We start from the raw sequence: 24370 nt of genomic DNA on the forward strand, positions 1-24370 counted from the left end.
CGCCTCCTACGATCGGCGGCGTGCACACCACCCCTTCCAGCCCCATCGACGTGCCACAGGTCTTTCCGGCGGTCGCCCCGTTTGCGCGGACGACCGTTCGGTTGCATCCCCGCCCGGGTGCGCCGACAGCGGAGCAGAGTTCGGTGGGCGGCCCGCTGCTGTGGCCGGCCGACGAAGCCTGGCCGGTGTGCGACGGACCGGAGCCCGGCGACCACTACCTCGACACTCCGGGTGAACCGGCGGCGCCGCTGGTGCCCGTGGTCCAGTTGCTGGCCGAGGACGTGCCCGAGGTGCCGTTCCCGGCCGGCGCGGACGTCCTACAGGTGTTGTGGTGCCCATTCGAGCATGAGCCGTGGACGTCACCTCGCCCCGAACTGCGGTGGCGTCGCCGCGCCGACGTCGGCGCCAGACTTCAGGAAATGCCCGCGCCGGATGTGGAGTCAGATCCATCGCACGTCCCCCACCCCTGTGTGCTCGACCCGGAGCGGATCACCGAGTACCCATCCTGGGACCTCCCGCGTGCCGTCTGGCCGCAGATCGAGGACACGATGAAGCGGGTGGCGCAGGAGACCGGTTGGAGGTACGAAAGCGATCTGGCGGTCGCATCGGGGATCAAGGTCGGCGGTTACCCCGGCTGGACGCAGTCTCCGCACTGGCCGGTCTGCGGGTGCGGCTCGTCCATGGACCATCTGCTGACGGTCGCCAGCTGGGAGTTCAGCCGAGGTGACGAGAAGAGATGGATTCCAGTAGAGGATCGTCCGGCGATGGCCGGTTGGGAGACGGCCACCACCGACGATCACCCGTGGTCGACGATCCAGAACCCCACCGGGCTCATGCTGGGCGACGTCGGCGGCATCTACCTGTTCGTCTGTACGACCTGCCCCACCAGGCCGTTCGACTACCGCTTCGACTGCTCCTGACGAACCCGGCTGGTCGCCGTCGGCGACCCGAGGTCATCCGGCGGCGAAGATGCGTGCGTAGATCTCGTCGATGACGTCGTTCTTCGCCAGGCTGTAGTCGCGGGGTCGGTGCGCCGTGTCCCGCGCGAGGCGGCGCTTGGTCGCGGCGTACCGCTCCCGGTCGTGCGGATGCGCGCGCAGCCAGTCGCGGAAGAGCTGCGTGGAAGCGCTGCACGACGTCCTGCGGATACTCGGCCACGTCAACCTCCTCGGGAAGCAAAGTCCGCCAGGCTACGACACGACGACCGGTGCTGCCGTACCCGACCGATGCGGGCATCGGATGTCGGGTGGGCTGCCGGTCCCGCGACCTAGCGTCGGTACTCGAAAGGGAAGGAGGCCCGGGTGCTGGATCGGCTCAACGAGGCCATGGCGTACATCGAGCTCCACCTCGACCAGAAGATCGAGGTGGCCGAGCTGGCGCGGATCGCGCTGACGTCGGAGTACCACTTCCGGCGGCTGTTCTCCGCACTGGCCGGGATGCCGCTGTCGGAGTACATCCGTCGGCGTCGGCTCACCGTCGCCGGTGCCGACGTGCTGGCGGGGGAGAGGACGCTGCTCGACGTCGCGGTGCGCTACGGCTACGGCTCGGCCGAGGCGTTCGCCCGGGCGTTCCACGCCGTGCACGGCGTGGGGCCCGGAGAAGCCCGGCGTACGGGGGCAGCGTTGCGCGCCCAGCCCCGGATGTCCTTCCGACTCACAGTCGAAGGGAGCGGCAGCATGGAGTACCGGATCGTCGACAAGGACGTGTTCGCGCTGGTGGGGCGCAAGGCCCGGGTCCCGCTGGTGCACGAGGGGATGAACCCGGCGATCGTCGCGTTCATCCGGAGCATCGACAAGGAGACGACCGAGCGGATCGAGGCGCTCTCCGATCAGGAGCCGAAGGGGATCGTCAACGTCAGTGACAACCTCGCCGACAGTCGGCAGGAGGGCACCGAGCTGGACTACTGGCACGGGGTGGTGACCAGCGCCGCGCCGCCGGAGGACCTGGACGCGCTGCCGGTGCAGGCCGGGTCGTGGGCGGTGTTCAGCACGTCCGGTGCGTTTCCGCAGGCGGTGCAGTACCTGTGGCGTGACGTGTTCACCCAGTGGTTTCCGTCCAACCCGTACCGCAGCCGGCCTGGACCGGAGATCTCCCGGGTCCGGGTGTCGGCGGACGGCACCCAGGCGGACGCCGAGCTGTGGATTCCCGTCGAACGGGTACCCACCCCTATGTAGAGTTCCGATACAGTGATCGGATGCGGATGACCATTCCAGTCGCGAAGGTGCTCGCGGCGCTGCTCGCCGAGCCCGACGAGCAGCGCTACGGGCTCGACCTGATGCGATTGACCGGCCTGCCCAGCGGCACCCTCTACCCGGTGCTGCACCGGTTGCAGGGGGCCGGCTGGCTGGCCGCCGACTGGGAGACGATCGACCCCGTCGCGGCCGGGCGGCCGGCCCGCCGCTACTACCGACTGACCGCCGTCGGGGTGGCGCAGGCCCGCCAGGCGCTCGCCGACCTGCGAGCCGCGATCCCCGACGGCCGTCGCTCGTGGGGCGGCACCGAACCCACCGGGGCGCCGGCGTGGTGACCCGCCGGGCCGCCGAACTGCTGTTGGAGTTGGCCGCGCGCCGCTGGCCGACCGAGGTTCGCGACGACCTGCGCCGCGAGTGGACCGCCGAGCTGCACGTGCTCGCCGAGAGCGGTCACCGGACGAGGATGCTGGGCTTCGCGGTCAGCCTGGCCGTCAGTCGTGCCGGTGCCCCGATCGTCGACCGCCGCCTGATGCGCGGTCGGGTCGGCCGCACCGCCGCCGCACTCCTGCTGTCCCCGCTCGCCTGCGTCGGGATCGTGCTCGTCAGTGCGTACGCCCTCATGCCGATCGAGCGCATGGTGACCCAGGACTGGTACGAGCGGTTGCAGAAGCCGATCTGGACGGCGCTCACCGTCGGGCTGGCGGTGCTGCTGGCGGTGTTCGCCGCGCGCTGGGCCCGGCACACAGCACTCGACGGCCCGCTACGCATCGCGCTCGGCGTGGTGCTTCCCGTCGGCGTGACCGCTGTCGTGTTCCTGTCAGCCATCTCCCCGGACGACCTGGTCACCTTCGTACCCGGGCTGCTGCTCTGGTTGGCCGGCCTGACGCTGGCCCTCTGGGCCGCGGCAAGCCTCGCAGGCCGGAATCGACTCCGCGCAGCCTGGTGGGTGGGCGTCCTCGGCGCACTCGCCGCCGCCGACCTCGCGGTGATTCTCGCTGTCGTCGACGTCGTCGCGGCGGGCGGTCGCGCCGGCCCGGTCAGCAGTCCGACGCCATTGGGCGGCGTCGACTGGATCTCCTCACCGCTGTGGCTCCTCGCCACCTGGACGGAATGGAACATCAGCCTGCCCCGGCCCACCATCTCATGGGAGATCTTCCACATCGTCACCAACGAGGTGCGGACGGAACCCATGCTCTACCTGGCCTGCATGCCGTACGCGCTCGCGTACAGCATCCGGGCGGCCCGGTCGGCGCCCGCCGCCCCCGTCGCCCTCGCGCCGACCCCGGTGTGAACCTCAGTCGGGTACGTCGTCCCAGGTCGTACCCGGCTCCAGGTAACCGGTCAGCTGGTTCTCCCGCAGCGCGTACGCGATGACCAGCAGGGCGTGCTTGTCCAGCTCGGGCAGCCGGTCCAGCGGGAACCACCGCACGGCCAGCGACTCGTCGTCGTTGACCCGGGCAGTGCCGGCCACCAGCCGGCACAGGAACCCCAGGTTCAGGTACTCGCAGCGGTCCCCGTTCGGGTACGTGTGCGGGTGCGACACGGCGCTGGACATCCGTACCGGGGCGACGTCCAGGCCCGTCTCCTCGCGCACCTCGCGGACCAGTGCGGTGGCCGGCTGCTCGCCGGGCTCGACGAAACCGCTGATGACCGACCAGCGCCCGTCGTCGGCGCGCTGGCCGAGCAACAGTTCCCCGGCGTCGTTGCGGACCACCGCGCTGACGCTCGGCAGCCAGAGCAGGTCGTGACCGACGTGCTTGCGCAACCCCACGATGTAGTCCGGTGTCGCCATCCGATGATCATAGGCCGCGCGACCCGCCGGACAGCGGTCACGCGGGTCAGCGGACGATCCGCACCACCTGTTCGGCGCGGACCTCTTCGCAGTTCGCACCCGGGCAGGCGTAGACCACCATCAGCAGCAGTGCCTCGCCGGTGTGGAACGGGGCGCCGGCGACGTCGGCCGGGATCAGCACGGACAGTGGTTGCGACTGCCCGGTGCAGTCCCAGAGGCGCCACTCCGGCACGGAACCGTTGGCGATGCGGTTCCCGGCGGCCTGGGTGATCGTGCCGCGCAGGTCCGCGTAGGAGCCCTCGTCGCAGGTCACCACGAAGTCCAGGCGCACACCGGCGCCCTTGGCGACCAGGGTCACCGACTTGATCTTGAGGGTGGGGGCGGCGGCGGCAGCTGGTGCCGCACCGACGAGCACGAGCAGTGGCAGAACGAGGGCCAGGATCATGGCGGGCAGGCGGCGGGTACGTGGCATCGCAGGGCTCCGTCTCCGGTGGCCCCGCCCAGGGTGGACGGAGGATGACCGCCTCTCATCATCGATCCCGGTCACTGGCCCGGTCAATTGTCGGAGTGTTCGGAAAAACTCCCGAGCTGGGCTTTCTTTGCGGTTTCGGCCCGCAGCGGGGAATGCATATCTACTGTGGAGATCGTCGGCGACTTGTGCGATCCGGTGGCGGCCGGCCGGTTCGCGGTGCACAGTGATTCCCATGAGCGACAGCGAACGTGGTGGGCAGTTCTACTGGTGCACCCGGCATCACCGGGTCGAGACGGACGCCAACGTGTGTCCGGCGAAACATGTTCTCGGCCCGTACGACTCGGCGGCCGACGCGGAGAACGCCCTGCAACGCGTGCAGGAGCGGAACGAGGCGTGGGATGCCGAGGACGCTCGTTGGGCCGGGGAGGACAGATAGGCGGCGCGGGACGGCTCGCGCCGAGGTATTTCGTGCTCCGCGAGGACGCACGCGAGAGCACGCCCCCGAGGAGGGAACCACGATGGCCGAAGCACAGCAGGCCACCAAGCGCCCGGCCGCCCGACGCACCACCGCGAAGAAGACCGCCGCGGCGGAGCGGAACACGGCGGCGAGCCGGACCACCCCCGTGCGCAAGTCCACCACGGCAGCCGCGAAGGCACCGGCCCGCAAGGCCGCCGGCGGGGCGGGCCGCGCCCCGGCCAGGAAGACCACCACGGCGGCCACGAAGGCCCCCGCGAAGAAGGCCACGACCAAGACCACCGCCGCGGCCAAGAAGGCCCCCGCGAAGACCTCGACCGCCACCCGCAAGACGACCGCCACCGCCAAGCGGGCCCCGGCGTCCACGGCGCGCAAGACCACCGCCGCCGCGAAGAAGACAACGGGTACGGCGAAGAAGACGGTGAGCGCGGCGAAGAAGACCACCGCCAGCGCGGCGAAGAAGACCACTACCGCGGCGAAGGCCCCGGCGCGCAAGACCACCACCGCGGCGAAGGCCCCGGCGCGCAAGACCACCACCGCGGCGAAGGCATCGACGCGCAAGACCACCACCGCGGCGAAGGCTCCGGCGCGGAAGGTGGCGACCAAGGCGTCCGCCGCCAAGAAGACAACGGCGAAGAAGACGACCGCCAAGAAGGCGCCGGCGAAGAAGACAGCGTCCACCCGCCCCAGCGGCGGTGCGCGCAAGGCCCCGGCCAAGAAGGCCCCGGCCGCGAAGGCGACGGGCACCTCGTCGACCACCGCCCGCAAGGCGGCGGCGAAGAAGGCCCCGGCGAAGAAGACCGTCGCGGCCAAGGCGCCGGCCCGCAAGGTGACAGCCCGCAAGTCACCCGCCCGCCCGGTCGCCGCCCGAGCCACCGCCCCCAGGGGGGCCCGCAGCGCCGCCCGGAAAGCGACCGGCTGAGCGCGGACCATCCCCGCACCGGGCGGATTTCCGGCCGGTCACCGGAAGCGGATCACCCGTGACGCTGTCAGGATTGACCCGTGGTCATCCGACGCGTACTCGCGCCCCGCATCGACTTCGGCGCGTTGCGCCGCGAGCTCGGCCTGTCCGAGGAGTTCCCGGCCGACGCCCAGCGTGAAGCCGACGAGGCGGCTGCGGCACCGCCGCAGCCGCCCGTCGACCGCACCGACATACAGTTCGTCACTCTCGACCCCGCCACCTCGCGGGACCTGGACCAGGCGATGCACCTCACCCGCCGCCCGGGTGGGGGCTACCGCGTGCGGTACGCGATCGCCGACGTCGCCGCGCACGTCACCCCCGGTGACGCGTTGGAGGCGGAGACCTGGCGGCGGGGGCAGACCATCTACCTGCCCGACGGCAACGTGCCGCTGCACCCGCGCACCCTCAGCGAGGGTGCTGCCAGCCTGCTGCCCGACGACGACCGGGCCGCTGTGGTCTGGACCATCGACCTGGACGCCGACGGCGGCACCGTGGCCGTCGAGCTGGAACGCGCCCTCGTCCGCAGCCGCGCCAAGCTCGACTACACAGGCGTGCAGGCGGCAGCCGGGGCCGGGCGGCTACCCGACCCGATTGCGCTGCTGCCGGAGATCGGCGACCGACTGACCGCCCGTGGGCTGCGCCGGGGCGCCATCAACCTGCCGCTGCCCGAGCAGGATCTGGAGCCCGACGGTGACGGCTGGCGGTTGGTGCTGCGCGCGCCGGTGCCCATGGAAGAGCACAACGCGCAGATCTCCCTGCTGACCGGCATGGCCGCCGCCGACATCATGCTGGCCGGGCGGGTGGGCCTGCTGCGGACGATGCCGGCGCCCAAGCCGGAGGCGGTGCAGCGGCTGCGGGCCGCCGCCGCGCCACTGGGCGTGCACTGGCCGGACGACGTGGGCCCGGGGCAGGTCATCGCCGGTCTGGACGCCGCCCAGCCACGCGCCGCCGCGTTCATCGACCAGGCGGCCGAGCTGATGCGCGGTGCCGCGTACACCGCCTTCGACGGGGAGCTGCCGGAGCAGCCGGAACATGGCGGCGTGGCGGCCGCGTACGCGCACGTGACGGCCCCGCTGCGGCGGCTGGCCGACCGGTACGCCACCGAGGTCTGCCTGGCCCTGCACACGGGCCAGCCGGTGCCCGACTGGGCCCGCGCCGCGCTGCCCCGGCTGCCCGAGGTGATGGCGAGCACCGACCGGACCGCCTCGGCGGCCGCTCGTGGCGCCGTCGAGTTGGCCGAGGCGGCGGTGCTGGAGCATCGGGTGGGCGAGACCTTCGACGCGGCCGTCCTCGACGTCGACGCCCCGCCCAACGGCAAGTCCCGGCCCCGACCGCCCGGCGGCACCGTCGCGCTGGACGCCCCGCCGGTACGCGCCCGCTGCCTCGGCCAACTGCCGCTCGGCGAACGGGTCCGGGTCCGTCTGGTCACCGCCGACCCGGCGGCCCGGACCGTCCTGTTCGAGCTGGCCTGACCGGTCCGCCGGTCCTCGCCGGCGTGGTCGGTGACGGCAGCGGGGATTCTCACAGTGCTCGGCGCTGCTGAGCTACCGAGTGGTTTGCGAGGATGAGGCCATGGCATACGACGCGAGCACGCTGCCCGACGTGTCCGGGCTGACGGTCGGCATCATCGGCGGCACCGGCGACCAGGGGCGGGGCCTCGCCTACCGGTTCGCGCGGGCCGGCCAGACGGTGCTGATCGGGTCCCGGTCGGCTGAGCGGGCCGCCGAGTCCGCGGCCGAGATCGCCGCCCTGCCCGGGGTGCCGGCCGGTGGCAGCGTCACCGGCGCGGCCAACGACGAGGTGGCCCGACGCAGCGACGTGGTGATCATCGCGGTGCCGTGGGACGGGCACGCCGCCACCGTCGCCGCCCTCGCCGAGCCGCTCGCTGGTCGGATCGTCGTCGACTGCGTCAACCCGCTCGGCTTCGACAAGCAGGGCCCGTACGCGCTGACCGTCGCCGAGGGCAGCGCCGTGCAGCAGGCCGCCGCGTTGCTGCCCGACTCCCGGGTCTGCGCGGCGTTCAACCACGTCAGCGCTCCGCTGCTGGCCGACCCCGAGGTCGACCGGATCGACCTGGACGTGCTGATCTGCACCGAGGACCGTGAGCTGGTCGACATCGTCGGCGCGCTCGCCGCCCGGATCCCCGGGATGCGGGGCATCTACGCCGGCCGGTTGCGCAACGCGCACCAGATCGAGGCGTTCACCGCGAACCTGATCGCCATCAACAAGCGCTACAAGGCGCACGCCGGCATCCGCGTCACCGACCTCTGACCCCAGCGGCCTGATCCACTCCGGTTCCATGACGTCGCGGTGTCCCGGTTGCCCGGGACACCGCGACTTTGGCAAACCCGAGTGGATCAGGCCGTGCCCGGTACTAGAAGGTGTGTTCGGCGGCCGGGAACTCGCCGCCGCGGACCTCGTCGGCGAAACGGCGGGTGGCGTCGGTGAGAGCGCCGGCCAGATCCGCGTACCGCTTGACGAAGCGCGGGGCCTTGCCGGTCCGCAGCCCCGCCATGTCCTGCCAGACCAGCACCTGGGCGTCGGTGTCCGGGCCCGCGCCGATGCCCACAGTGGGGATCGTCAGCTCGTGGGTGATCCGCTTGGCCACCTCGCCGGGCACCATCTCCAGCACCACAGCGAACGCGCCCGCCTCCGCCACCGCCCGTGCGTCGGCCAGCACCTCGTCGGCGGCGTCGCCGCGACCCTGCACGCGGTAGCCGCCCAGTGTGTGTTCGCTCTGCGGCGTGAAACCGATGTGCGCCATCACCGGAATGCCGGCGCCGACGATCGCGGCGATCTGCGCGGCGTTGCGGCGGCCACCCTCCAGCTTCACCGCGTGACAGCCACCCTCCTTCATGAACCGGACGGCGGTCCGCAGCGCCTGGGCCGGGCCCTCCTCGTACGAGCCGAACGGTAGGTCACCGACGACCAGCGCCTGCCGGGTCGCCCGCACCACGGCCCGCACCAGCGGTAGCAGCTCGTCGGCGGTGATCGGCAGGGTGGTCTCGTAGCCGAACACGTTGTTCGCGGCCGAGTCGCCGACCAGCAGCACCGGCACACCGGCCTGGTCGAAGATCGACGCCGTGTACTGGTCGTACGAGGTGAGCATCGGCCAGCGCTCGCCGCGCTCCTTGGCGGCCATCAGGTCGCGGGTGCGGACCCGCCGGGTGGCCGGGCCGCCGTACAACGCGGTCACCTCGTGCGGAGTGGACTCCACCATCTCTGTCTCCCTTCCTCGAGGCCGCCTGCGCGGTCCCCGGGTTCCGTCGCGATCGTCGCACCGCGAGACGGGCTGACGGCAGGGCCCAGTGCAAGATGTCACTCCACCAGCGCAAGGCTGGCCGGGACCGCGCCGCGCGCTCACCGCGTGGCGCTGCCGGGCCGCGCCACCGACCCAGCACCCCCAGGGGTACGGCTCAGCCGTGCTCGCGCCACCGGTTGGTGATCGGCAGACGGCGGTCCCGACCGAACGCCTTCATGGAGATCTTCGTGCCCGGCGCCGACTGCCGTCGCTTGTACTCGGCGGTATCCACCAGCCGCAGCACCTTGTCCACGATTGCCGGGTCGTGACCCGACTCGACCAGCCCGTCGCGGCCGAGGTCGCCGTCGACGTAGCCGATCAGGATCGGGTCCAGGACGTCGTAGTCGGGCAGGCTGTCGCTGTCGAGCTGGCCCGGGCTCAGCTCGGCGCTCGGCGGCTTGCCGATCGAGTTCTCCGGAATCGGGGCGGTCTCACCGCGCCGGGCCGCGTCCCTGTTACGCCACTTCGCGAGCCGCCAGATCAGCGTCTTCCAGACGTCCTTGACCGGGTTGAAGCCGCCCACCGAGTCGCCGTACAGGGTGGAGTAGCCGACCGCCAGCTCACTCTTGTTGCCGGTGGTCAGCACCAGGTGGCCCTCCTGGTTCGACAGCGCCATCAGGATCACGCCACGGACCCGGGCCTGCAGGTTCTCCACTGCCACGCCGGACAGCGACAGGTTGGCCAGGAAACCGTCGACCATCGGCTGGATCGGCTCGACGCGGTAGTCCAGGCCGGTGCGCTTGGCCAGGTCGGCGGCGTCCTCCCGGGAGTGCTCCGAGGAGTGCTGGCTGGGCAGCGACACCCCGACCACCCGGTCCGGACCGAGCGCGTCGACGGCGAGCGCGGCCACCACCGCCGAGTCGATGCCGCCGGAGAGACCGAGCACCACCGACGGGAACCGGTTCTTGTTGACGTAGTCGCGCAGGCCCAACACCAGCGCCTGCCACACCTCGGCCTCGTCGGCCACCGGCTCGATCAGCCCGCCGGTGGCGGCCGGGCCGGACGGCGTGGGCGGAACGCCGTCCAGCGTGCTGTGCACGATCCGCATGCCGTCGGCCACCGTCTCGGTGGTCGGCGGGGTGGCGGCAGCCGGCAGCTCGACGTCGTGCACGAGCAGGTGCTCGACGAACTGCGGGGCCCGGGTGAGCAGCTCACCGTCGGCGCTCACGATCATCGAGTCGCCCTCGAAGACCAGCTCGTCCTGGCCGCCGGTCATGTTGACGTACGCGATGGCGGCGCCCGCCTCGGCGGCCCGGCGGCGGACCAGCGGCAGCCGGATGTCGTCCTTGTTCAGCTCGTACGGCGAGCCGTTGATGTTGACGACCAGGCCGACGCCGGCCCTCCGGGCGGCGGCGAACGGACCGCCGGCCTGCCACAGGTCCTCGCAGATGGTCAGCGCGACGTCCACGCCGCCGATCCGCACCACCGTCAGCTCGTCACCGGAGACGAAGTACCGGTCCTCGTCGAAGACCCCGTAGTTGGGCAGGTGGTGCTTGAAGTAGCGGGCGGCCACCACGCCCCGGTGCAGCAGCGCGGCGGCGTTGCGGGCACCCCGGCCCGGCTCCGCGTCCCCGCTGACCTGCGGCGGGCCGTCGGCGTCCAGGTAGCCGACCACCACCGGCAACTCGCCGAGACCATCGGCGGCCAGGTCCGCGGCCAGCCGCTCCACGGCGGCCCGGGACGCGGCCACGAAGGAACGCCGGAAGACAAGATCCTCGACCGGGTACCCGGTCAGCATCATCTCCGGGAAGAGCACCAACTGGGCACCGGCATCGGCGGCCTGGCGAGTCCAGCTGCGGACCAGGTCGGCGTTTCCGGCGAGGTCGCCGACGCTCGGGTTGACCTGGGACAGGGCGAGACGCAGGGTGGGCATGCCTTCATCTTGCCCCAGCCTCGGCGCGACAATCCGTACCCTCGGACGAGATTGCCGCCACCTGCTGCGGCAGGCGCCCGCGAGGCCGCGGCGGCAGGAGCCCGGCCGTCATGGTGGCCGGCGCGGGTGGCACGGCCGGGGCCTGCGCTCGCCGGGCGGGACACGAGGGGACGGCCGGCGGCAGTTCGCGTAACGTCTGCGTAACCAGGCCCGGGAACACTGGGCGATCAGGTCGGGTAGAGCCCGGCCAAGGCGGACAAAAGAGTGTCGCGAGGGGTTGGGGAAGTGGACCGTCAGCAGGAGTTCGTCCTCCGCACGCTGGAAGAGCGGGACATCCGGTTCGTCCGGCTGTGGTTCACCGACGTTCTGGGCACGCTCAAGAGCGTTTCGGTGGCACCCGCCGAGCTCGAGGCGGCCTTCGAGGAAGGCATCGGCTTCGACGGCTCGGCGATCGAGGGCTTCGCCCGGGTCTTCGAATCGGACATGGTGGCCATGCCCGACCCGACCACCTTCCAGGTCTTCCCCTTCGAAGGCGGCGTCAGCGGCGAGAGCGCCCGGATGTTCTGCGACATCCTGCTGCCCGACGGCGGCCCGTCCTGGGCCGACCCCCGGCACGTGCTGCGCCGCGCGCTGTCCAAGGCGGCCGAGAAGGGCTTCACCTTCTACACCCACCCCGAGATCGAGTTCTTCCTGCTGGAGAACGGTCCGCAGGACGGCTCGGTGCCCACCCCGGTCGACACCGGCGGCTACTTCGAGCACACCACCCATGCCGTGGCCCGGGACTTCCGCCGCCAGGGCGTGCTGGCGCTGGAACGGATCGGCATCTCGGTGGAGTTCAGCCACCACGAGGTCGCGCCCGGCCAGCAGGAGATCGACCTGCGCTACGCCGACGCGCTGACCACCGCCGACAACATCATGACCTTCCGGCACGTGGTCAAGGAGGTCGCGCTCTCCACCGGTGTGCAGGCCAGCTTCATGCCGAAGCCGTTCACCGACCAGCCGGGCAGCGGGATGCACACCCACCTGTCACTGTTCGAGGGGGAGCGCAACGCCTTCCACGACAGCGGCGACCCGATGAAGCTGTCCAAGGTGGCGAAGTCCTTCATCGCCGGTCTGCTGGTGCACGCCCGCGAGTACACGGCGGTCACCAACCAGTGGGTCAACTCGTACAAGCGGCTCTTCCCGCAGCACCTGCCCGACCGGATCACCGAGAGCCCGGCGTACGTCTGCTGGGGTCACCTCAACCGGTCCGCGCTGGTCCGGGTTCCCGCGTACGGAAAGCCCAACTCGGCCCGCGTCGAGGTCCGCTCGCTGGACTCGGCGGCCAACCCGTACCTCGCCTTCGCGGTGCTGCTCGGCGCCGGCCTCAAGGGCATCGAGGAGGGGTACGAGCTGCCGCCGGGCGCCGAGGACGACGTCTGGTCGCTGACCAGCGCGGAGCGCCGTGCCATGGGCTACGAGGCGCTCCCGGAGAACCTTGCCGAGGCGATCGACGTGATGGCCGGCTCCGAACTGGTCGCCGAGGTGCTCGGCGAGCACGTCTTCGACTTCTTCCTGCGCAACAAGCGGGCCGAGTGGGAGCAGTACCGCCGCGAGGTCACCCCGTACGAGCGGCAGCGCTACCTGGCGCTGTAGACGTCGGGGCTGACGCGATTGCGCGCTGCCGCTATCGTCTCGATCACCGCGCCGGTACCCCCTCCGGGCGGAGAGTCGGGAGGCAGTCGGTGCTGGAGGATCTGCTCAGCGGTGCCTGGCAGAGCGTCGTGTTCGGGATCGTCGGCGTCGGGCTCATGGCCGCCGGCTTCGGGCTCGTCGACCTGCTCACCCCGGGCCGGCTACGCGACCTGATCTGGGTCGACCGCAACGCCAACGCCGGGTTGCTGCTCGCCGCCAACCAGCTCGGCATCGCCGGGATCGTCTTCACCGCGATCCTCACCAGCTACAGCGACTTCGGGAAGGGGCTCGCCTCCACCGTGGTCTTCGGGCTGGTCGGGTTGGCGATCATGGCGTTGGCCTTCGTGGTGCTGGACCTGCTCACCCCCGGCAAGCTCGGCGAGGTCATCTGCTCGCCCGAACCGCACCCGGCCGCCCGGGTCAGCGCCGCCACCCACTTCGGGGCAGCGCTGATCGTCTGCGCCTGCATCGCCTGAGGCGGCTGCCCGCGCCGCCGTGCGGGCGGGCGCTGGAGGGCGTCGTACCCCGGTCGTAACGTGCCGGGCATGAACCGCACGGATCGCCTCTACGCGCTGGTCGAGGAGCTGCGGGCGGTGTCACCACGGCCGCGCAGCGCCCGCTGGCTGGCCGCGCGCTTCGAGGTGAGCAGCCGGACCATCGAACGGGACCTCGGCGCGTTGCAGGAGGCCGGGGTGCCGATCTGGGCCGAGCCCGGGCGCACCGGTGGCTACGTCCTGGACCGCGCCCGCACCCTGCCGCCGGTCAACCTGACCGCCGCCGAGGCGGTGGCCATGGCAGTGGCGCTGCACCGGCTCGCCGGCTCTCCGTTCGCCGGACCGGCCGCCACCGCGCTGCGCAAGCTGGTGGCGGTGCTGCCGGCAGCCGACGCCGCCGAGGCACACCGTCTCGCCGGCCGGGTGCACCTGATCGGCGACGGGCCGGCCACGCCCGTCCCGGCCACCGTCGCCGACGCGGTCGCCGCGCGGCGGGTGCTCCGCATCCGGTACGCCGACCGCGCCGACGCCGACTCGACCCGGGACGTCGAACCGCTCGGCTACCTCGGCAACTCCCGACACTGGTACCTGGTGGCCTGGTGCCGTCTGCGCGACGAACTGCGGTGCTTCCGCACCGACCGGATCCGGAGCGTCCGGGTGCTGCCCGACGTGGTGCTCCGGGAGCTACGCCTGACGGATCTCGACATCCCGCACGAACGGGTTCGCCCGCTGAGCCTGGTCTGAACCGGGCTGGGCGCGGCGGGCCCGGGCGGGTCTCGTCGCTGGAAACCCCGCCGGGTGATCCGGAAACACCGACAGGACGTTGTCGCCAACGGCCCCGAGACTGCTCCAGACGACGGCCGAACGGCCGGCACGGAAATTTCTGGAGGCAGTAGATGTCGAGGTCCACCACGCCCATCACCTGGTTCGAGATCGGCACCGATCGGCCCGAGGACGCGGAGCGGTTCTACGGGGAGTTGTTCGGCTGGACCTTCGAGGAGCAGGGCTCGACCAACGGCGGGTCCTACCGCGTGACCGGGGCCGGCGGCGACAGCGGGATCGGCGGGGCGATCCGGGCGACCGACGGGACGGCACCGAACTACGCGGTGTTCTACGCCGAGGTCGCCGACGTCGCGGAGACCTGCCGACAGGCCGAAGCGGCCGGCGGCCGGGTGCTGGTGCCAGCGCGTACCGCACCGAGCGGTCTCACGTTGGCCCACCTCCTCGACCCGGCCGGCAACCACCTGGGCGTGTTCACGCCCCCACCCGCATAGCCCCGGTGATCGACTCGGTTTTCATGATGTCGCGGGGTTCGAGCGCCCGGGACACCGCGACTTCCTGGAAACCGAGTGGATCAAGCTGCGGCAGGCCCGAGCCGGCCCCGACCGACAGGGCGGACCGGGGCCGACGGGGGCCCATCGAGGCCGGCCGGGTCCGCCCGGGGCCCATCGAGGCCGGCCGGGTCCGCCCGGGGCGTACCGAGGGCGACCCCGGCCTGCCGGCGCCTGTCGCGGCCGGACCTACCGGAACTACTTGCCGGGCGTACCAGCGCCGTGGTGACCGCCCGGGCCGCGGTGGCCGCCGGGGCCGGGGAAGACGCCGGCCTCGACGGCCTTGGTGATCGCGTCGGCCTGCTCCTGGGTGAGCTTGCCGTCCTTGACGGCCTGGTCCAGGCGCTGCTTGAGCGCGGCCTGCCGGTCCTCGGCGGACGGGCGCTGCGGTCGGTCGGTCGGGCGGTGCTGCTCGCGGATCTTCTCCAGTGCGGCGGTCACCTTGTCGGTGGGCACGCCCAGCTCCTTGGCGAGCGCCTCGGCGAACTCGCCCTGCCGGTCGGCCTTCGCGCCGGGAGCCGTGCCCGGGGCCGGGGCGGTGCTGGCGCTCGGTGTCGGAGTGTCGGCAGCGAACGCGATCGTCGGGGCCGCGATCCCGACGCCGAGGACGCCGGCGGTGGCCAGACCGGCCAGCAGGTGCTTCCTACGGATGGTGCGGGACATGCTGTCCTCCAGAGGTTCGGTCATCCTGCGCTGTCGTAACCGACAGTGACCGGGCTGTCTGGGCGGAAGCCGTGGCGACCCTGTCAGCGAGCTGGCAATCCTGGGTGGCGGTGGCTGAAATCGGTTGTTCGTCGCTGGCTGAGCGGTCAGGGTGGATGATCCACCGACGGAAGGACACCGCGGAATGACCGTCGAAATTCGGGAGATCCCACTCGTCGAAACGGACGCCGGGCCGTACGGCATCACGCCCGGCCCGGACGGCGCGCTGTGGCTGACGCTGGCCCATGCCGGCGGCGTCGCCCGGCTCTCGCCCGACGGCGCGGTCCGGACCTACCCGCTGGAGCCGGCCGGCGGTCGCCCACTGATCATCACGGCCGGGCCGGACGGGGCTCTCTGGTTCACCCGCTCCGGAGACGACCGGATCGGGCGGATCACCGTCGACGGCGAGCAGCGCACCTTCGCCCTGCCGCCCGGTACCGGGCCGGGCGGCATCGCGGCTGGGCCTGACGGCGCGCTCTGGTACGCCGGGATGACCTCCGACACGATCGGCCGGGTGGAGACCGACGGCACCCACAGCGCGTTCCCGCTGCCGGTGACCGGCGGATTCGCCTCGATGATCACCGCTGGCGCGGACCAGGCTCTCTGGTTCACCCTCAACCAGGCGAACGCGATCGGCCGGATCGACCTCGACGGCAGGGTCACGCTGCATCAGTTACCCACAGCGAAGGCAGGCCCGGTCGGCATCGCTCTCGGCGACGACGGCGCCATCTGGTTCGTGGAGATCGCCGCCGGTCAGCTCGGCCGGATCGAGCCGGATGGCGAGATCGTCGAGTTTCCACTGCCGGACCGGGCGGCCCGCCCGCACGCGATCGTCGCCGACCCGGACGGCGGCGCGTGGTTCACCGAGTGGGGTGCCAACCGGATCGGTCACATCGACCCCACCGGACGGATCGAGGGCTGGGCCCTCCCCACCCCCAACGCCGAACCGCACGGCATCACCCGCACCCCCACCGGCATCTGGGCCGCCCTGGAAATCGGCGCAATAGCCCACCTGACCCCACCCACCCCCGCCTGACCCGGAGATCCGCCCGTCCCTCACCCCTGCCCTGGTTGACCAAGAGGTTCGCGTCAGGATCCGCTCCGAACATGACGCAAACCTCTTGATCACCGGGGCGGGGAGGGGCCGGAGGGCGGGGGAGGGCGGGAGGGCGGGGGAGGGGAGCGGGGTTATTGGACTGCCGGGGTTGCGGTGAGGGTGGCGGTGGTGGTGTCGAGGGTGGCGGTGGTGCCCACCGGGACTGTGAGCTGGTCGGGGCCGTGGCCGATGGGGAGGCCGCCGAGCACCGGTACGCCCAGGTCGCCGAGGCGCTCGGTGAGGACGTCGACGATGGTGGTGTCCCAGCCGTCGCCGCAGTCGGTGAACTGCCCGACCGCCACCCCGGCGAGTCCGTCCAGCGCGCCGGCCCGACGCAGGTGGGTGAGCATCCTGTCGACCTTGTACGGGGGCTCCTGCACGTCCTCGATCAACAGCACCGCACCGGTCAGGTCGGGCAGGTCCGGTGTGCCGATCGACGCGGCGATCAGGCACAGGTTGCCGCCGAGCAGGGTGCCGGTGGCACGACCCGGGACGCGTACGCCGAAGGTCTCCTCGGTGGGGACCGCGGTGATCGACACCGGTTCGGTAGTCATCAGCGCCGCGTGCAGGGATTCGGCGGAGCGCAGCGACGTCCGCTCGTCGCGCCAGGCCGCCCCGGGGCCGTGCACCCCGGCCAGGCGGGCGCCCCGCCACAGGGCGAACTGCAACGCGGTGATGTCCGAGAAGCCGGCGACCACCTTCGGATCGCGGCGTACGGCGGCCATGTCGATGGCGTCCACGATCCGTTGGGCGCCGTAGCCGCCCCGCGTGCAGATCACCCCGCGTACGTCAGGGTCGGCGAAGGCGGCGTTGAGGTCGGCGGCACGCCTGTCGTCGGTGCCGGCGAGGTAGCCGTGGCGGGCGTACGCGTTCGGCGCCGGCACCGGGCGCAGGCCCCAGCCGGTGAGCAGTTCCACGCCCCGGGCCACCCGCTCGGGCGACGTCGGCCCGGACGGCGACACCAGCAGCACCGTGTCACCCGGGCGCAGCATGGGCGGGCGTACGGCGGTGGTGTCCTCGCTGATCACAACCGCAGAGCCTAACCATCCCGCGGTGATCGGGACCCGCGCACGGGCGACGGGAGGGCGCGCGGCCCGTGCCGGGGCGTGGTGCCGTGCCGCGTACCGGCTAGCCTCGACGGGTGGCAACCGCGCTGGTGATCGAGAACGACCCGACGGACGACGCGCGCCGGCTGGGTGAGTGGCTGACCGAGGCTGGGCTGGAACTGTGGGTGGTTCGCCCGCACGCCGGCGACGAGCTCCCCGCCGACCTGGAGGGGTACGCGGCGCTGGTGGTGCTCGGCGGCGACCAACAGGCGTACCCGTTGCCGGACGGCTCGCCCGGCGCACAGTGGTTTCCGGCAGTGGAGGGCCTGCTGCGCAAGGCGGTCCGGTACCGGGTGCCGACCCTGGCGGTCTGCCTGGGCGCGCAGCTGCTCGCCACCGCGCACGCCGGGTTGGTGGAGCGCAGCCCGTCCGGGCCGGAGATCGGCCCCGGCGTGGTCGGCCGGCGCGACGCCGCCGAGAACGATCCGTTGTTCCGGTACGTGCCGTTGATCCCGGACGTGCTCCAGTGGCACGCCGACGAGATCACCGAGCTGCCTCGGGGAGCGACCCTGCTGGCGGCCTCCACCCGCTATCCGCATCAGGCGTTCCGCCTCGGTGACCGGGCGTGGGGGTTGCAGTTCCACATCGAGTGCGACGCCGCGATGATCGCCGACTGGGCCACCGACTCGGCCCAACTCGCCGAGCTGGGCTACGACCCGGAACTGGTGGTCGCCGCCTGCGCCTCGGTGCTGCCCGACGTCGAGGAGGTCTGGCAACCGTTCGCCGCCCGGTTCGCCGCGCTGGCCCTCGGCGAGTTGGACGACAGCACGATGCGGCGCGGCCTGCCGCTGCTCGGGCACTGATGAGCCGGCCGACCAGGGCACCGGGCCGGCTCGCCCGGTACGGCTTCGGCACCGCCGAAGGCGACGGCGGCGCGCGCGCCGCGGACCTGCTCGGCCCGGAGGGGCTGCGCCTGTGGCAGCCGGCCGAGCAGGAGCCGGTCGACGAGGGCGCCGCGGAGCTGCTCGCCGCGCTGTCCCGGGCCGCCGACCCGGACCTGGCGCTGCGCCAACTGCACCGCATCGTGGAGGCGGAGGGCCGCAGCACCGAAGGCAGCACCGCCGAATCGCCGCTGCTCGCGGACCTGCACAAGGATCCCGGGCTACGACGGCGGCTGATAGCGGTCCTCGGCGCGTCGGCGGCGCTCGGCGACCACCTGGTAGCCCACCCCGAGCACTACCGGGCGCTGCGCACCGCCCCGGACGGGCTCGCCCCGACCGCCGAGGGGCGGCTGGAGCCAGCGGACGGCGGCAACCCGGTGGCGGCGCTGCGGACCGCGTACCGGTTGGCGTTGTTGCGGATCGCGGCGGCCGACCTGACCGGCGGTCGCGGCCTGGAGCAGACGATGGCCGCGCTCTCCGCGCTGGCCGACGCCACGCTCTCCGCGGCGTACGAGATCGCGGTCGCGGAGCTGGCGGAGGGGACCGAGCGGCCCCGACTCGCGGTAGTGGCGATGGGCAAGTGCGGCGGCGGCGAGCTGAACTACGTCTCCGACGTGGACGTCATCTTCGTGGCCGCCGAGGACGCCGACCTGTCCGCCGCGACCCAGGTGGCGACCCGGTTGATCTCCATCTGCGGGTTGGTCGCCTGGCCGGTGGACGCCGCGCTTCGCCCCGAGGGCAGCCGGGGCCCGCTGGTGCGGACCCTCGCCAGCCACCTGGCCTACTACCGGCGGTGGGCGCGCACCTGGGAGTTCCAGGCGCTGCTGAAGGCCCGGCCGGCCGCCGGTGACCTGCCGCTGGCCCAGGAGTGGATCGACCAGCTCGCGCCGCTGGTCTGGCGGGCGGCCGAGCGGCCCGAGGCGGTCGAGGACGTCCGCGCCATGCGCCGCCGGATCATCGACCACATCCCGCCGAAGGAGCTGGAGCGCGAGATCAAGCGCGGTCCCGGCGGGCTGCGCGACATCGAGTTCGCCGTCCAGTTGCTGCAACTCGTGCACGGTCGCGGCGACGAGACGTTGCGCCCGCCCGGCACCATCCCGGCGTTGCGCGCGCTCGTCGCCGGCGGCTACGTCGGGCGGGCCGACGGCGAGGCCCTGCTGCGCGGCTACCGCTTCCTGCGCAGCGTCGAGCACCGGCTGCAACTCCAGGGCCTGCGTCGTACGCACACAGTGCCCGCCGAGCCGGGCGCGCTGCGCTGGCTCGCCGCCGCGCTGGGTTTCACTGCCACGCCGGGGCGCAGCGCCGTGGAGAGCTTCCGGGCCGAGTGGGTCACCCACGCCACCGAGGTACGCCGACTGCACGCCAAACTGCTCTACCGGCCGCTGCTGGAGTCGGTGGCCCGGGTGCCGGCCGACGGGCTGCGACTCACCCCGGAGGCGGCCAGGAACCGCCTGGAGATCCTCGGCTTCGCCGACCCGGCCGGGGCGTTGCGTCACCTCCAGGCGCTCACCGGCGGGGTGAGCCGCACGGCGGCCATCCAGCGCACGTTGCTGCCGGTGCTGCTCAGCGAGTTCGCCGACGCGCCCGAGCCGGACCGGGGGCTGCTCAACTACCGCAAGGTCTCCGACAAGCTGGGCAGCACCCCCTGGTATCTGCGGCTGCTACGCGACGGCGGCCCGGTCGCCCGTCGGCTGGCCCGGGTCCTCGCCCTGTCCCGGTACGTCGCCGACCTGCTCGCCCGCGACCCGGAGGCGCTGCGGTTGCTGGCCGAGGAGAACGAGCTGGCGCCACGCGCGCCCGAGGTGCTGCGGGAGGGTTTCCTGGCGGCGGCGGCCCGGCACACCGACCCGGTCGAGGCGACGAGCGCGGTGCGCGCGCTGCGACGCCGGGAGCTGGTCCGGGTGGCCTGCGCCGACCTGCTCTGCCGGGCCGGCGCGCTCGCACCCAGCCCCACCCGGGCGGACGGCGCGAACCGGCCCGCCCGCGGGCTGTCCGACATCACCGAGGTCGGTACGGCGCTCGCCGACGTCACCGATGCCACCCTGGCCGCCGCGCTGCGGGCCGCGCAGGCCAGCCAGCCGGCGTCGGAAGGGCTGCGGTTCGCGGTGATCGGGATGGGTCGGCTCGGTGGGTACGAGTCGAACTACCTCTCCGACGCCGACGTGCTCTTCGTCTACGACCCGCCGCCGGGCACCAGCGAGAGCGCCGCCAGCGCCGCCGCGCACGCCGTCGCCGAGGAGCTACGCCGCCTGCTCGGCGTACCCGCCCCCGACCCGCCGCTGGGCGTCGACGCCGACCTGCGGCCGGAGGGCCGCCAGGGTCCGCTGGTGCGCAGCCTCGCCGCGTACGCGCAGTACTACGCCCGCTGGTCGCGGGTGTGGGAGGCGCAGGCGCTGCTGCGCGCCCGGTTCGTCTGCGGCGACGCCGACCTGGGCGCCGAGTTCGAGGCGATGATCGAGCCGGTGCGTTACCCGGCCGACGGGCTGACCCGCGAGCAGGTCGTCGAGATCCGCCGGATCAAGGCCCGGGTGGAGACCGAGAGGCTGCCCCGGGGCGCCGACCCGGCCACCCACACCAAGCTGGGTCGCGGTGGGCTCGCCGACGTGGAGTGGGCGGTGCAACTCGTCCAGCTCCGGCACGCCGGCGCGATCCCGGAGCTGCGCGGCACGCGTACCCTCGACGCCCTCGCGGCGGCCGAGCGGGCCGGCCTGATCGACCCGGCGGACGCCGCGGAGATGGCCGCCGGTTGGTCCCTGGCTGCGCAGGTCCGCAACGCGTTGATGCTGGTCCGGGGCCGGGCCGGCGACCAACTGCCCCGGCACGGGGTGGAGTTGGCCGGGGTGGCCCGCCTGCTCGGCCGCGACGACCCGGGGGAGTTCCTCGACGAGTACCTGCGCACCGGCCGCCGCTCCCGCGCCGCGGCCGAACGGGTCCTCGATGCCTGACGCGTCGCCGCGCCCAACCGGGCTACGCATCGCGGGCACGGCGACCGGAGCCGCGGTGCTGCTCGCCGTCGCGTTCCTCCTCGCGCCGCCGATGGGCACCGACCTCGCCGCGCAGGTGGCCCGTGCCGGGTTCACCGAGCGGTACGGGGCCGCGCCTGTCGACTTCGGCTGGTACGGCGGCGTCAACCAGTACGGCTACAGCCTCTTCACCGCCCGGTTGGGCGCGCTGATCGGGGTGCGTCCGCTGGGGGCGGTCGCCGCCGTGGTCGGCGCTGCCGCGCTGGGTTGGCTGTTCACCCGCAACCGGGCGCGCCGGCCGCTGCTGGCCGGCGTCCTCGGCGCTGTGGTGCTGGTCGGCAACCTGGCGAGCGGTCGGATCACCTTCGCGGTCGGGTTGGCGTTCGGGTTGCTGGCGCTCTGCGCGGTCAGCGCGGAACGCCCACCGCGCTGGCTCCGGTTGACGCTCGCCGCCGTCTGCGCCGCCCTGGCGACGGCGGCCAGCCCGGTGGCCGGCCTGTTCACCGGGCTGGCCGGCGCGGCGCTGCTGCTGGGCGCCCTGCGGACCGGCGACGGGCCGGGTCGCCCACTGCCCGGTGGCTGGCGAGCCGAGCGACCACTGGCCGAGGGGTTCGTCCTGGCCGTGGCGCCCGCCGTCACGCTAGCCCCGATCGCGTTCGTCTTCGGCAACGGCGGCACCCAGCCGTACTCGGCCGAGTCGATGCGCATCAACGTCGCGCTCGCGGTGCTGGTGGCGGTCGTGCTGCCGCGTCGCCGCCGGGTGCTGCGCGTCGGCGCGGCGCTCACCGTGCTGCTCCTGATCGGGGCGTACTACCTGCCCAGCCCGATCGGTTCCAACGCGCTACGACTGCCGATGCTGTTCGCCCTGCCCGTGCTGGCCGGGTACGCCGCGTTGCCCGGGCAGTGGCTGGCCGCGCTGCTCGCCGCGACCGTGTGGTGGCAGTCCCCGGTGATGGTGAGCGACGTGACGAGGGCCGGCGCCCCGGAGAGCGCCGAAAGCTTCTACCAACCGCTCGTCGCCGAACTCGACAGGCGGCAACCGGCCGGGCGGGTCGAGGTGGTGCCGCTGCGCGACCACTGGGAGTCCGCGTACCTGCCGCCGACAGTGCCACTGGCCCGGGGATGGGAACGCCAGGTCGACAGCGACCGCAACGCGCTGTTCTACGACGGCAACCTGAACGCCCAGACGTACGAGCAGTGGCTACGGCACGAGGCGGTGAGCTACGTGGTGCTCGCCCCCGACGCACCCGCCGACCGGTGGGGCCGCGAGGAGGCCGCGCTGATCCGCGCCGGCCTGCCGTACCTGCGGGAGGTCTGGAGTGACCCGACCTGGCGGATGTACGCAGTGGTCGATCCGACCCCGCTCGTCGGTGCACCGGGTCGACTCGTCACCGCCGACCGCGGCGCGGTCCGGATGACCGCCACTCCCGGGGACGTCCCGGTCCGGGTGCGCTGGTCGCGCTGGCTCACGGTGGACGGCCCGGACGGCTGCCTGCGACCGGGCGCGGACGGGTGGACCGAGGTGCGGGTCCGCGCCGCCGGCGACTACACGGTCTCCAGCGGGCTGGCGCCGGCGCGCCACTGCTGACCGTCCGGGTGCCTGCCGTCGGCACCCCGCCGTGATGCTGGCAGCATGTCCGGCGTGCCTTCCCACCTCGCGCGCTGGACCGGCCTGGCCGGCTCGATGCTGCTCGCGCTCTCCGCTTTCCTCGGCGGCGCGTTTCCGAGCGGCCCCCTGCGCAGCACCCCGGTCAGCATCTGGCAGGGGCCCAACGGCCCGCTGATCCTCACCGCCTGGGTGGTCGGCACCGGCCTGATGGCGTACGCCTGGTGGGCGCTGCGCGACGGGGGGCCCTCGACACGGTGGGCCCTGGCCACCGTCGGGCTCTGGCTACTGCCGCTGCTGATCGCACCGCCCTTCGGCAGCCGGGACGTGTACGCGTACGCCTGCCAGGGCGCCAGCTTCGTCGGCGGCATCAGCCCGTACGAACAGGGCGTCTCCGCGCTGCCCTGCCCCTGGCTGGACACGGTCTCGGTCATCTGGCGCGACACACCGGCGCCGTACGGGCCGCTGTTCGTCCTCATCGCGGGCGCCGTGGTGAAGGCCACCGGTTCGCTGACCGCCAGCATCGTGCTGTTCCGTGCGCTGTCGCTGGTCGGCGTGGCCCTCACCGCGTGGGCCCTGCCGGCGCTGGCCCGCCGGGCCGGTGTGCCGGCGAAGCGGGCGGTGTGGCTGGCACTGGGTTCCCCGCTGGTCGCCGCGCACCTGATCGGTGGCCCCCACAACGACGTGCTGATGCTCGCCGCGCTGGTCGGTGGGCTGGCCGTGGTGGCCGCGCACCCGGGCCGGCGCGGAATGCTGCTGGTCGGCGGCCTGCTCCTCGGAGTCGCGGTGGCGATCAAGGTGACCGCCGTGGTGGTGGTGCCGTTCGCCGCACTGGCCGCCACCGCCGGGCCGTACCGGATCCGCACGCTGATCCGCGACGGCAGCTGGGTGGTCGGCGGCACTGTCGCCAGCGTGGTCGGCGTGACAGTCGCCGGCGGACTGGACTTCGGCTGGATCGGCGGGCTGTCCCAGGGTGGCGCCGCCATCGCCTGGACGTCACCGCCGACCGCCGTCGGACAGACCGTCGGGTACGTCGCGGCGCTGTTCGGCGGCCACATCGACGCGCTGCCGGTCACCCGCGGGATCGCCGTGGTCCTCCTGGCCGTACTGCTCGTCTGGCTCTGGTGGCGGGCCCGCACCCGCGACCCGCTGTATTACGCCGGCCTCGCGCTCGCCCTCACCGTCGCGCTCGCCCCCGTCGTGCACCCCTGGTACTGGACCTGGCCGCTGTTCGTGCTGGCCGCCACCGCCCAACGGACCAGATGGTTCACAGGTGTCGCCCTGGTCGCGTCGTTCCTGGTGCTACCCGACGGCACCGGGCTGCCCCGGTACACCAAGACGATCGGGGCGCCGCTGATGACGCTGTTGGTGATCGTGCTGGTCATCCGATTGGTACGGTCGGCTCGGGCGGCCCGTCAGCCGGTCGCCGCCGACTGAGGGAAGGTGCGCCG

The 24370-nt window shown here is 72.9% G+C and carries 24 protein-coding genes; 17 read left to right on the forward strand and 7 right to left on the reverse strand.

From position 1 onward, the window contains the following. Positions 1-20: 20 nt before the first annotated feature. Positions 21-920, forward strand: a complete 900-nt coding sequence (locus OH804_RS01645; RefSeq protein WP_196919031.1) for a hypothetical protein — start codon at positions 21-23, stop codon at positions 918-920. A 33-nt stretch (positions 921-953) separates the two neighbouring features. Here OH804_RS01645 and OH804_RS01650 read toward each other — a convergent pair whose 3' ends face one another. After that, positions 954-1163 (reverse strand): GrpB family protein, encoded by a 210-nt coding sequence (locus tag OH804_RS01650; protein ID WP_196919030.1) that lies wholly within the window; start codon positions 1161-1163, stop codon positions 954-956. Between the two features lie 138 nt (positions 1164-1301). Between OH804_RS01650 and OH804_RS01655 the strand changes: the two genes are divergently transcribed. From OH804_RS01655 to OH804_RS01665, 3 genes are read left to right on the forward strand one after another with little or no spacing between them, the layout of a single operon-like run. After that, on the forward strand, positions 1302-2174 hold the full coding sequence (locus OH804_RS01655) for a GyrI-like domain-containing protein (RefSeq protein ID WP_406062305.1): 873 nt from the start codon (positions 1302-1304) through the stop codon (positions 2172-2174). 20 nt (positions 2175-2194) lie between these two features. Continuing rightward, entirely contained in the window at positions 2195-2527 is a 333-nt protein-coding gene (locus OH804_RS01660) for a PadR family transcriptional regulator (RefSeq protein WP_406062307.1), read from the forward strand. After that, entirely contained in the window at positions 2521-3483 is a 963-nt protein-coding gene (locus OH804_RS01665; protein ID WP_406062309.1) for a hypothetical protein, read from the forward strand. Before OH804_RS01660 ends, OH804_RS01665 begins: the two co-directional genes overlap by 7 nt. A gap of 3 nt (positions 3484-3486) precedes the next feature. Here OH804_RS01665 and OH804_RS01670 read toward each other — a convergent pair whose 3' ends face one another. After that, complete coding sequence (locus OH804_RS01670; protein ID WP_196919027.1) at positions 3487-3984, reverse strand: NUDIX domain-containing protein; 498 nt, start codon at positions 3982-3984, stop codon at positions 3487-3489. 46 nt (positions 3985-4030) lie between these two features. Further along, positions 4031-4456, reverse strand: a complete 426-nt coding sequence (locus OH804_RS01675; protein WP_196919026.1) for a hypothetical protein — start codon at positions 4454-4456, stop codon at positions 4031-4033. A gap of 232 nt (positions 4457-4688) precedes the next feature. Here OH804_RS01675 and OH804_RS01680 point away from each other — a divergent pair, with 232 nt between their 5' ends. The 4 genes from OH804_RS01680 (at position 4689) to npdG (ending at position 8163) form a co-directional block, all read left to right on the forward strand. Continuing rightward, a complete protein-coding gene (locus OH804_RS01680; RefSeq protein WP_196919025.1) occupies positions 4689-4892 on the forward strand; it encodes a hypothetical protein in 204 nt (67 codons plus the stop codon). Positions 4893-4974: 82 nt separating this feature from the next. Next, the gene (locus OH804_RS01685; protein ID WP_231392367.1) at positions 4975-5853 is read left to right on the forward strand and encodes a histone; all 879 of its coding nucleotides are present in this window, start codon (positions 4975-4977) and stop codon (positions 5851-5853) included. Positions 5854-5933: 80 nt separating this feature from the next. Continuing rightward, positions 5934-7364, forward strand: a complete 1431-nt coding sequence (locus tag OH804_RS01690) for an RNB domain-containing ribonuclease (RefSeq protein WP_196919024.1) — start codon at positions 5934-5936, stop codon at positions 7362-7364. Between the two features lie 100 nt (positions 7365-7464). Beyond that, entirely contained in the window at positions 7465-8163 is a 699-nt protein-coding gene (gene npdG / locus OH804_RS01695) for an NADPH-dependent F420 reductase (RefSeq protein WP_091409546.1), read from the forward strand. A gap of 103 nt (positions 8164-8266) precedes the next feature. On the opposite strand, the gene panB is transcribed toward npdG, so the two are convergent. Beyond that, the gene (gene panB / locus OH804_RS01700) at positions 8267-9112 is read right to left on the reverse strand and encodes a 3-methyl-2-oxobutanoate hydroxymethyltransferase (protein WP_406062313.1); all 846 of its coding nucleotides are present in this window, start codon (positions 9110-9112) and stop codon (positions 8267-8269) included. 196 nt (positions 9113-9308) lie between these two features. Further along, complete coding sequence (locus tag OH804_RS01705; protein ID WP_406062315.1) at positions 9309-11066, reverse strand: NAD+ synthase; 1758 nt, start codon at positions 11064-11066, stop codon at positions 9309-9311. 285 nt (positions 11067-11351) lie between these two features. Between OH804_RS01705 and glnA the strand changes: the two genes are divergently transcribed. The 4 genes from glnA (at position 11352) to OH804_RS01725 (ending at position 14508) form a co-directional block, all read left to right on the forward strand. Further along, entirely contained in the window at positions 11352-12701 is a 1350-nt protein-coding gene (gene glnA, locus OH804_RS01710) for a type I glutamate--ammonia ligase (protein WP_091409557.1), read from the forward strand. A gap of 89 nt (positions 12702-12790) precedes the next feature. Then, a complete protein-coding gene (locus OH804_RS01715) occupies positions 12791-13216 on the forward strand; it encodes a DUF350 domain-containing protein (RefSeq protein ID WP_196919021.1) in 426 nt (141 codons plus the stop codon). Positions 13217-13285: 69 nt separating this feature from the next. Beyond that, positions 13286-13978, forward strand: coding sequence for a YafY family protein (locus OH804_RS01720; RefSeq protein WP_196919020.1), 693 nt, complete (start codon positions 13286-13288; stop codon positions 13976-13978). A gap of 152 nt (positions 13979-14130) precedes the next feature. Further along, a complete protein-coding gene (locus OH804_RS01725) occupies positions 14131-14508 on the forward strand; it encodes a VOC family protein (protein WP_406062318.1) in 378 nt (125 codons plus the stop codon). A gap of 255 nt (positions 14509-14763) precedes the next feature. On the opposite strand, the gene OH804_RS01730 is transcribed toward OH804_RS01725, so the two are convergent. Continuing rightward, positions 14764-15228 (reverse strand): hypothetical protein, encoded by a 465-nt coding sequence (locus tag OH804_RS01730; protein ID WP_196924571.1) that lies wholly within the window; start codon positions 15226-15228, stop codon positions 14764-14766. Between the two features lie 184 nt (positions 15229-15412). On the opposite strand from OH804_RS01730, the gene OH804_RS01735 reads away from it, so the two are divergent. Then, on the forward strand, positions 15413-16303 hold the full coding sequence (locus tag OH804_RS01735) for a virginiamycin B lyase (protein WP_406062320.1): 891 nt from the start codon (positions 15413-15415) through the stop codon (positions 16301-16303). 152 nt (positions 16304-16455) lie between these two features. Here OH804_RS01735 and OH804_RS01740 read toward each other — a convergent pair whose 3' ends face one another. Further along, positions 16456-17355, reverse strand: coding sequence for an LD-carboxypeptidase (locus OH804_RS01740; RefSeq protein ID WP_231392828.1), 900 nt, complete (start codon positions 17353-17355; stop codon positions 16456-16458). 149 nt (positions 17356-17504) lie between these two features. Here OH804_RS01740 and OH804_RS01745 point away from each other — a divergent pair, with 149 nt between their 5' ends. The 4 genes from OH804_RS01745 to mptB are packed head-to-tail and all read left to right on the forward strand — an operon-like array spanning position 17505 to position 24356. Next, a complete protein-coding gene (locus OH804_RS01745; protein ID WP_196919016.1) occupies positions 17505-18272 on the forward strand; it encodes a type 1 glutamine amidotransferase in 768 nt (255 codons plus the stop codon). After that, on the forward strand, positions 18272-21295 hold the full coding sequence (locus OH804_RS01750; RefSeq protein WP_406062322.1) for a bifunctional [glutamine synthetase] adenylyltransferase/[glutamine synthetase]-adenylyl-L-tyrosine phosphorylase: 3024 nt from the start codon (positions 18272-18274) through the stop codon (positions 21293-21295). Before OH804_RS01745 ends, OH804_RS01750 begins: the two co-directional genes overlap by 1 nt. Continuing rightward, positions 21288-22901 (forward strand): hypothetical protein, encoded by a 1614-nt coding sequence (locus tag OH804_RS01755; protein ID WP_406062324.1) that lies wholly within the window; start codon positions 21288-21290, stop codon positions 22899-22901. Before OH804_RS01750 ends, OH804_RS01755 begins: the two co-directional genes overlap by 8 nt. Before the next feature lie 45 nt (positions 22902-22946). Further along, on the forward strand, positions 22947-24356 hold the full coding sequence (gene mptB, locus OH804_RS01760) for a polyprenol phosphomannose-dependent alpha 1,6 mannosyltransferase MptB (RefSeq protein ID WP_406062326.1): 1410 nt from the start codon (positions 22947-22949) through the stop codon (positions 24354-24356). Positions 24357-24370 lie beyond the last annotated feature (14 nt).

The organism is Micromonospora sp. NBC_00860 (genome assembly GCF_045207375.1).
Taxonomy (GTDB): Bacteria; Actinomycetota; Actinomycetes; order Mycobacteriales; family Micromonosporaceae; genus Micromonospora; species Micromonospora vinacea.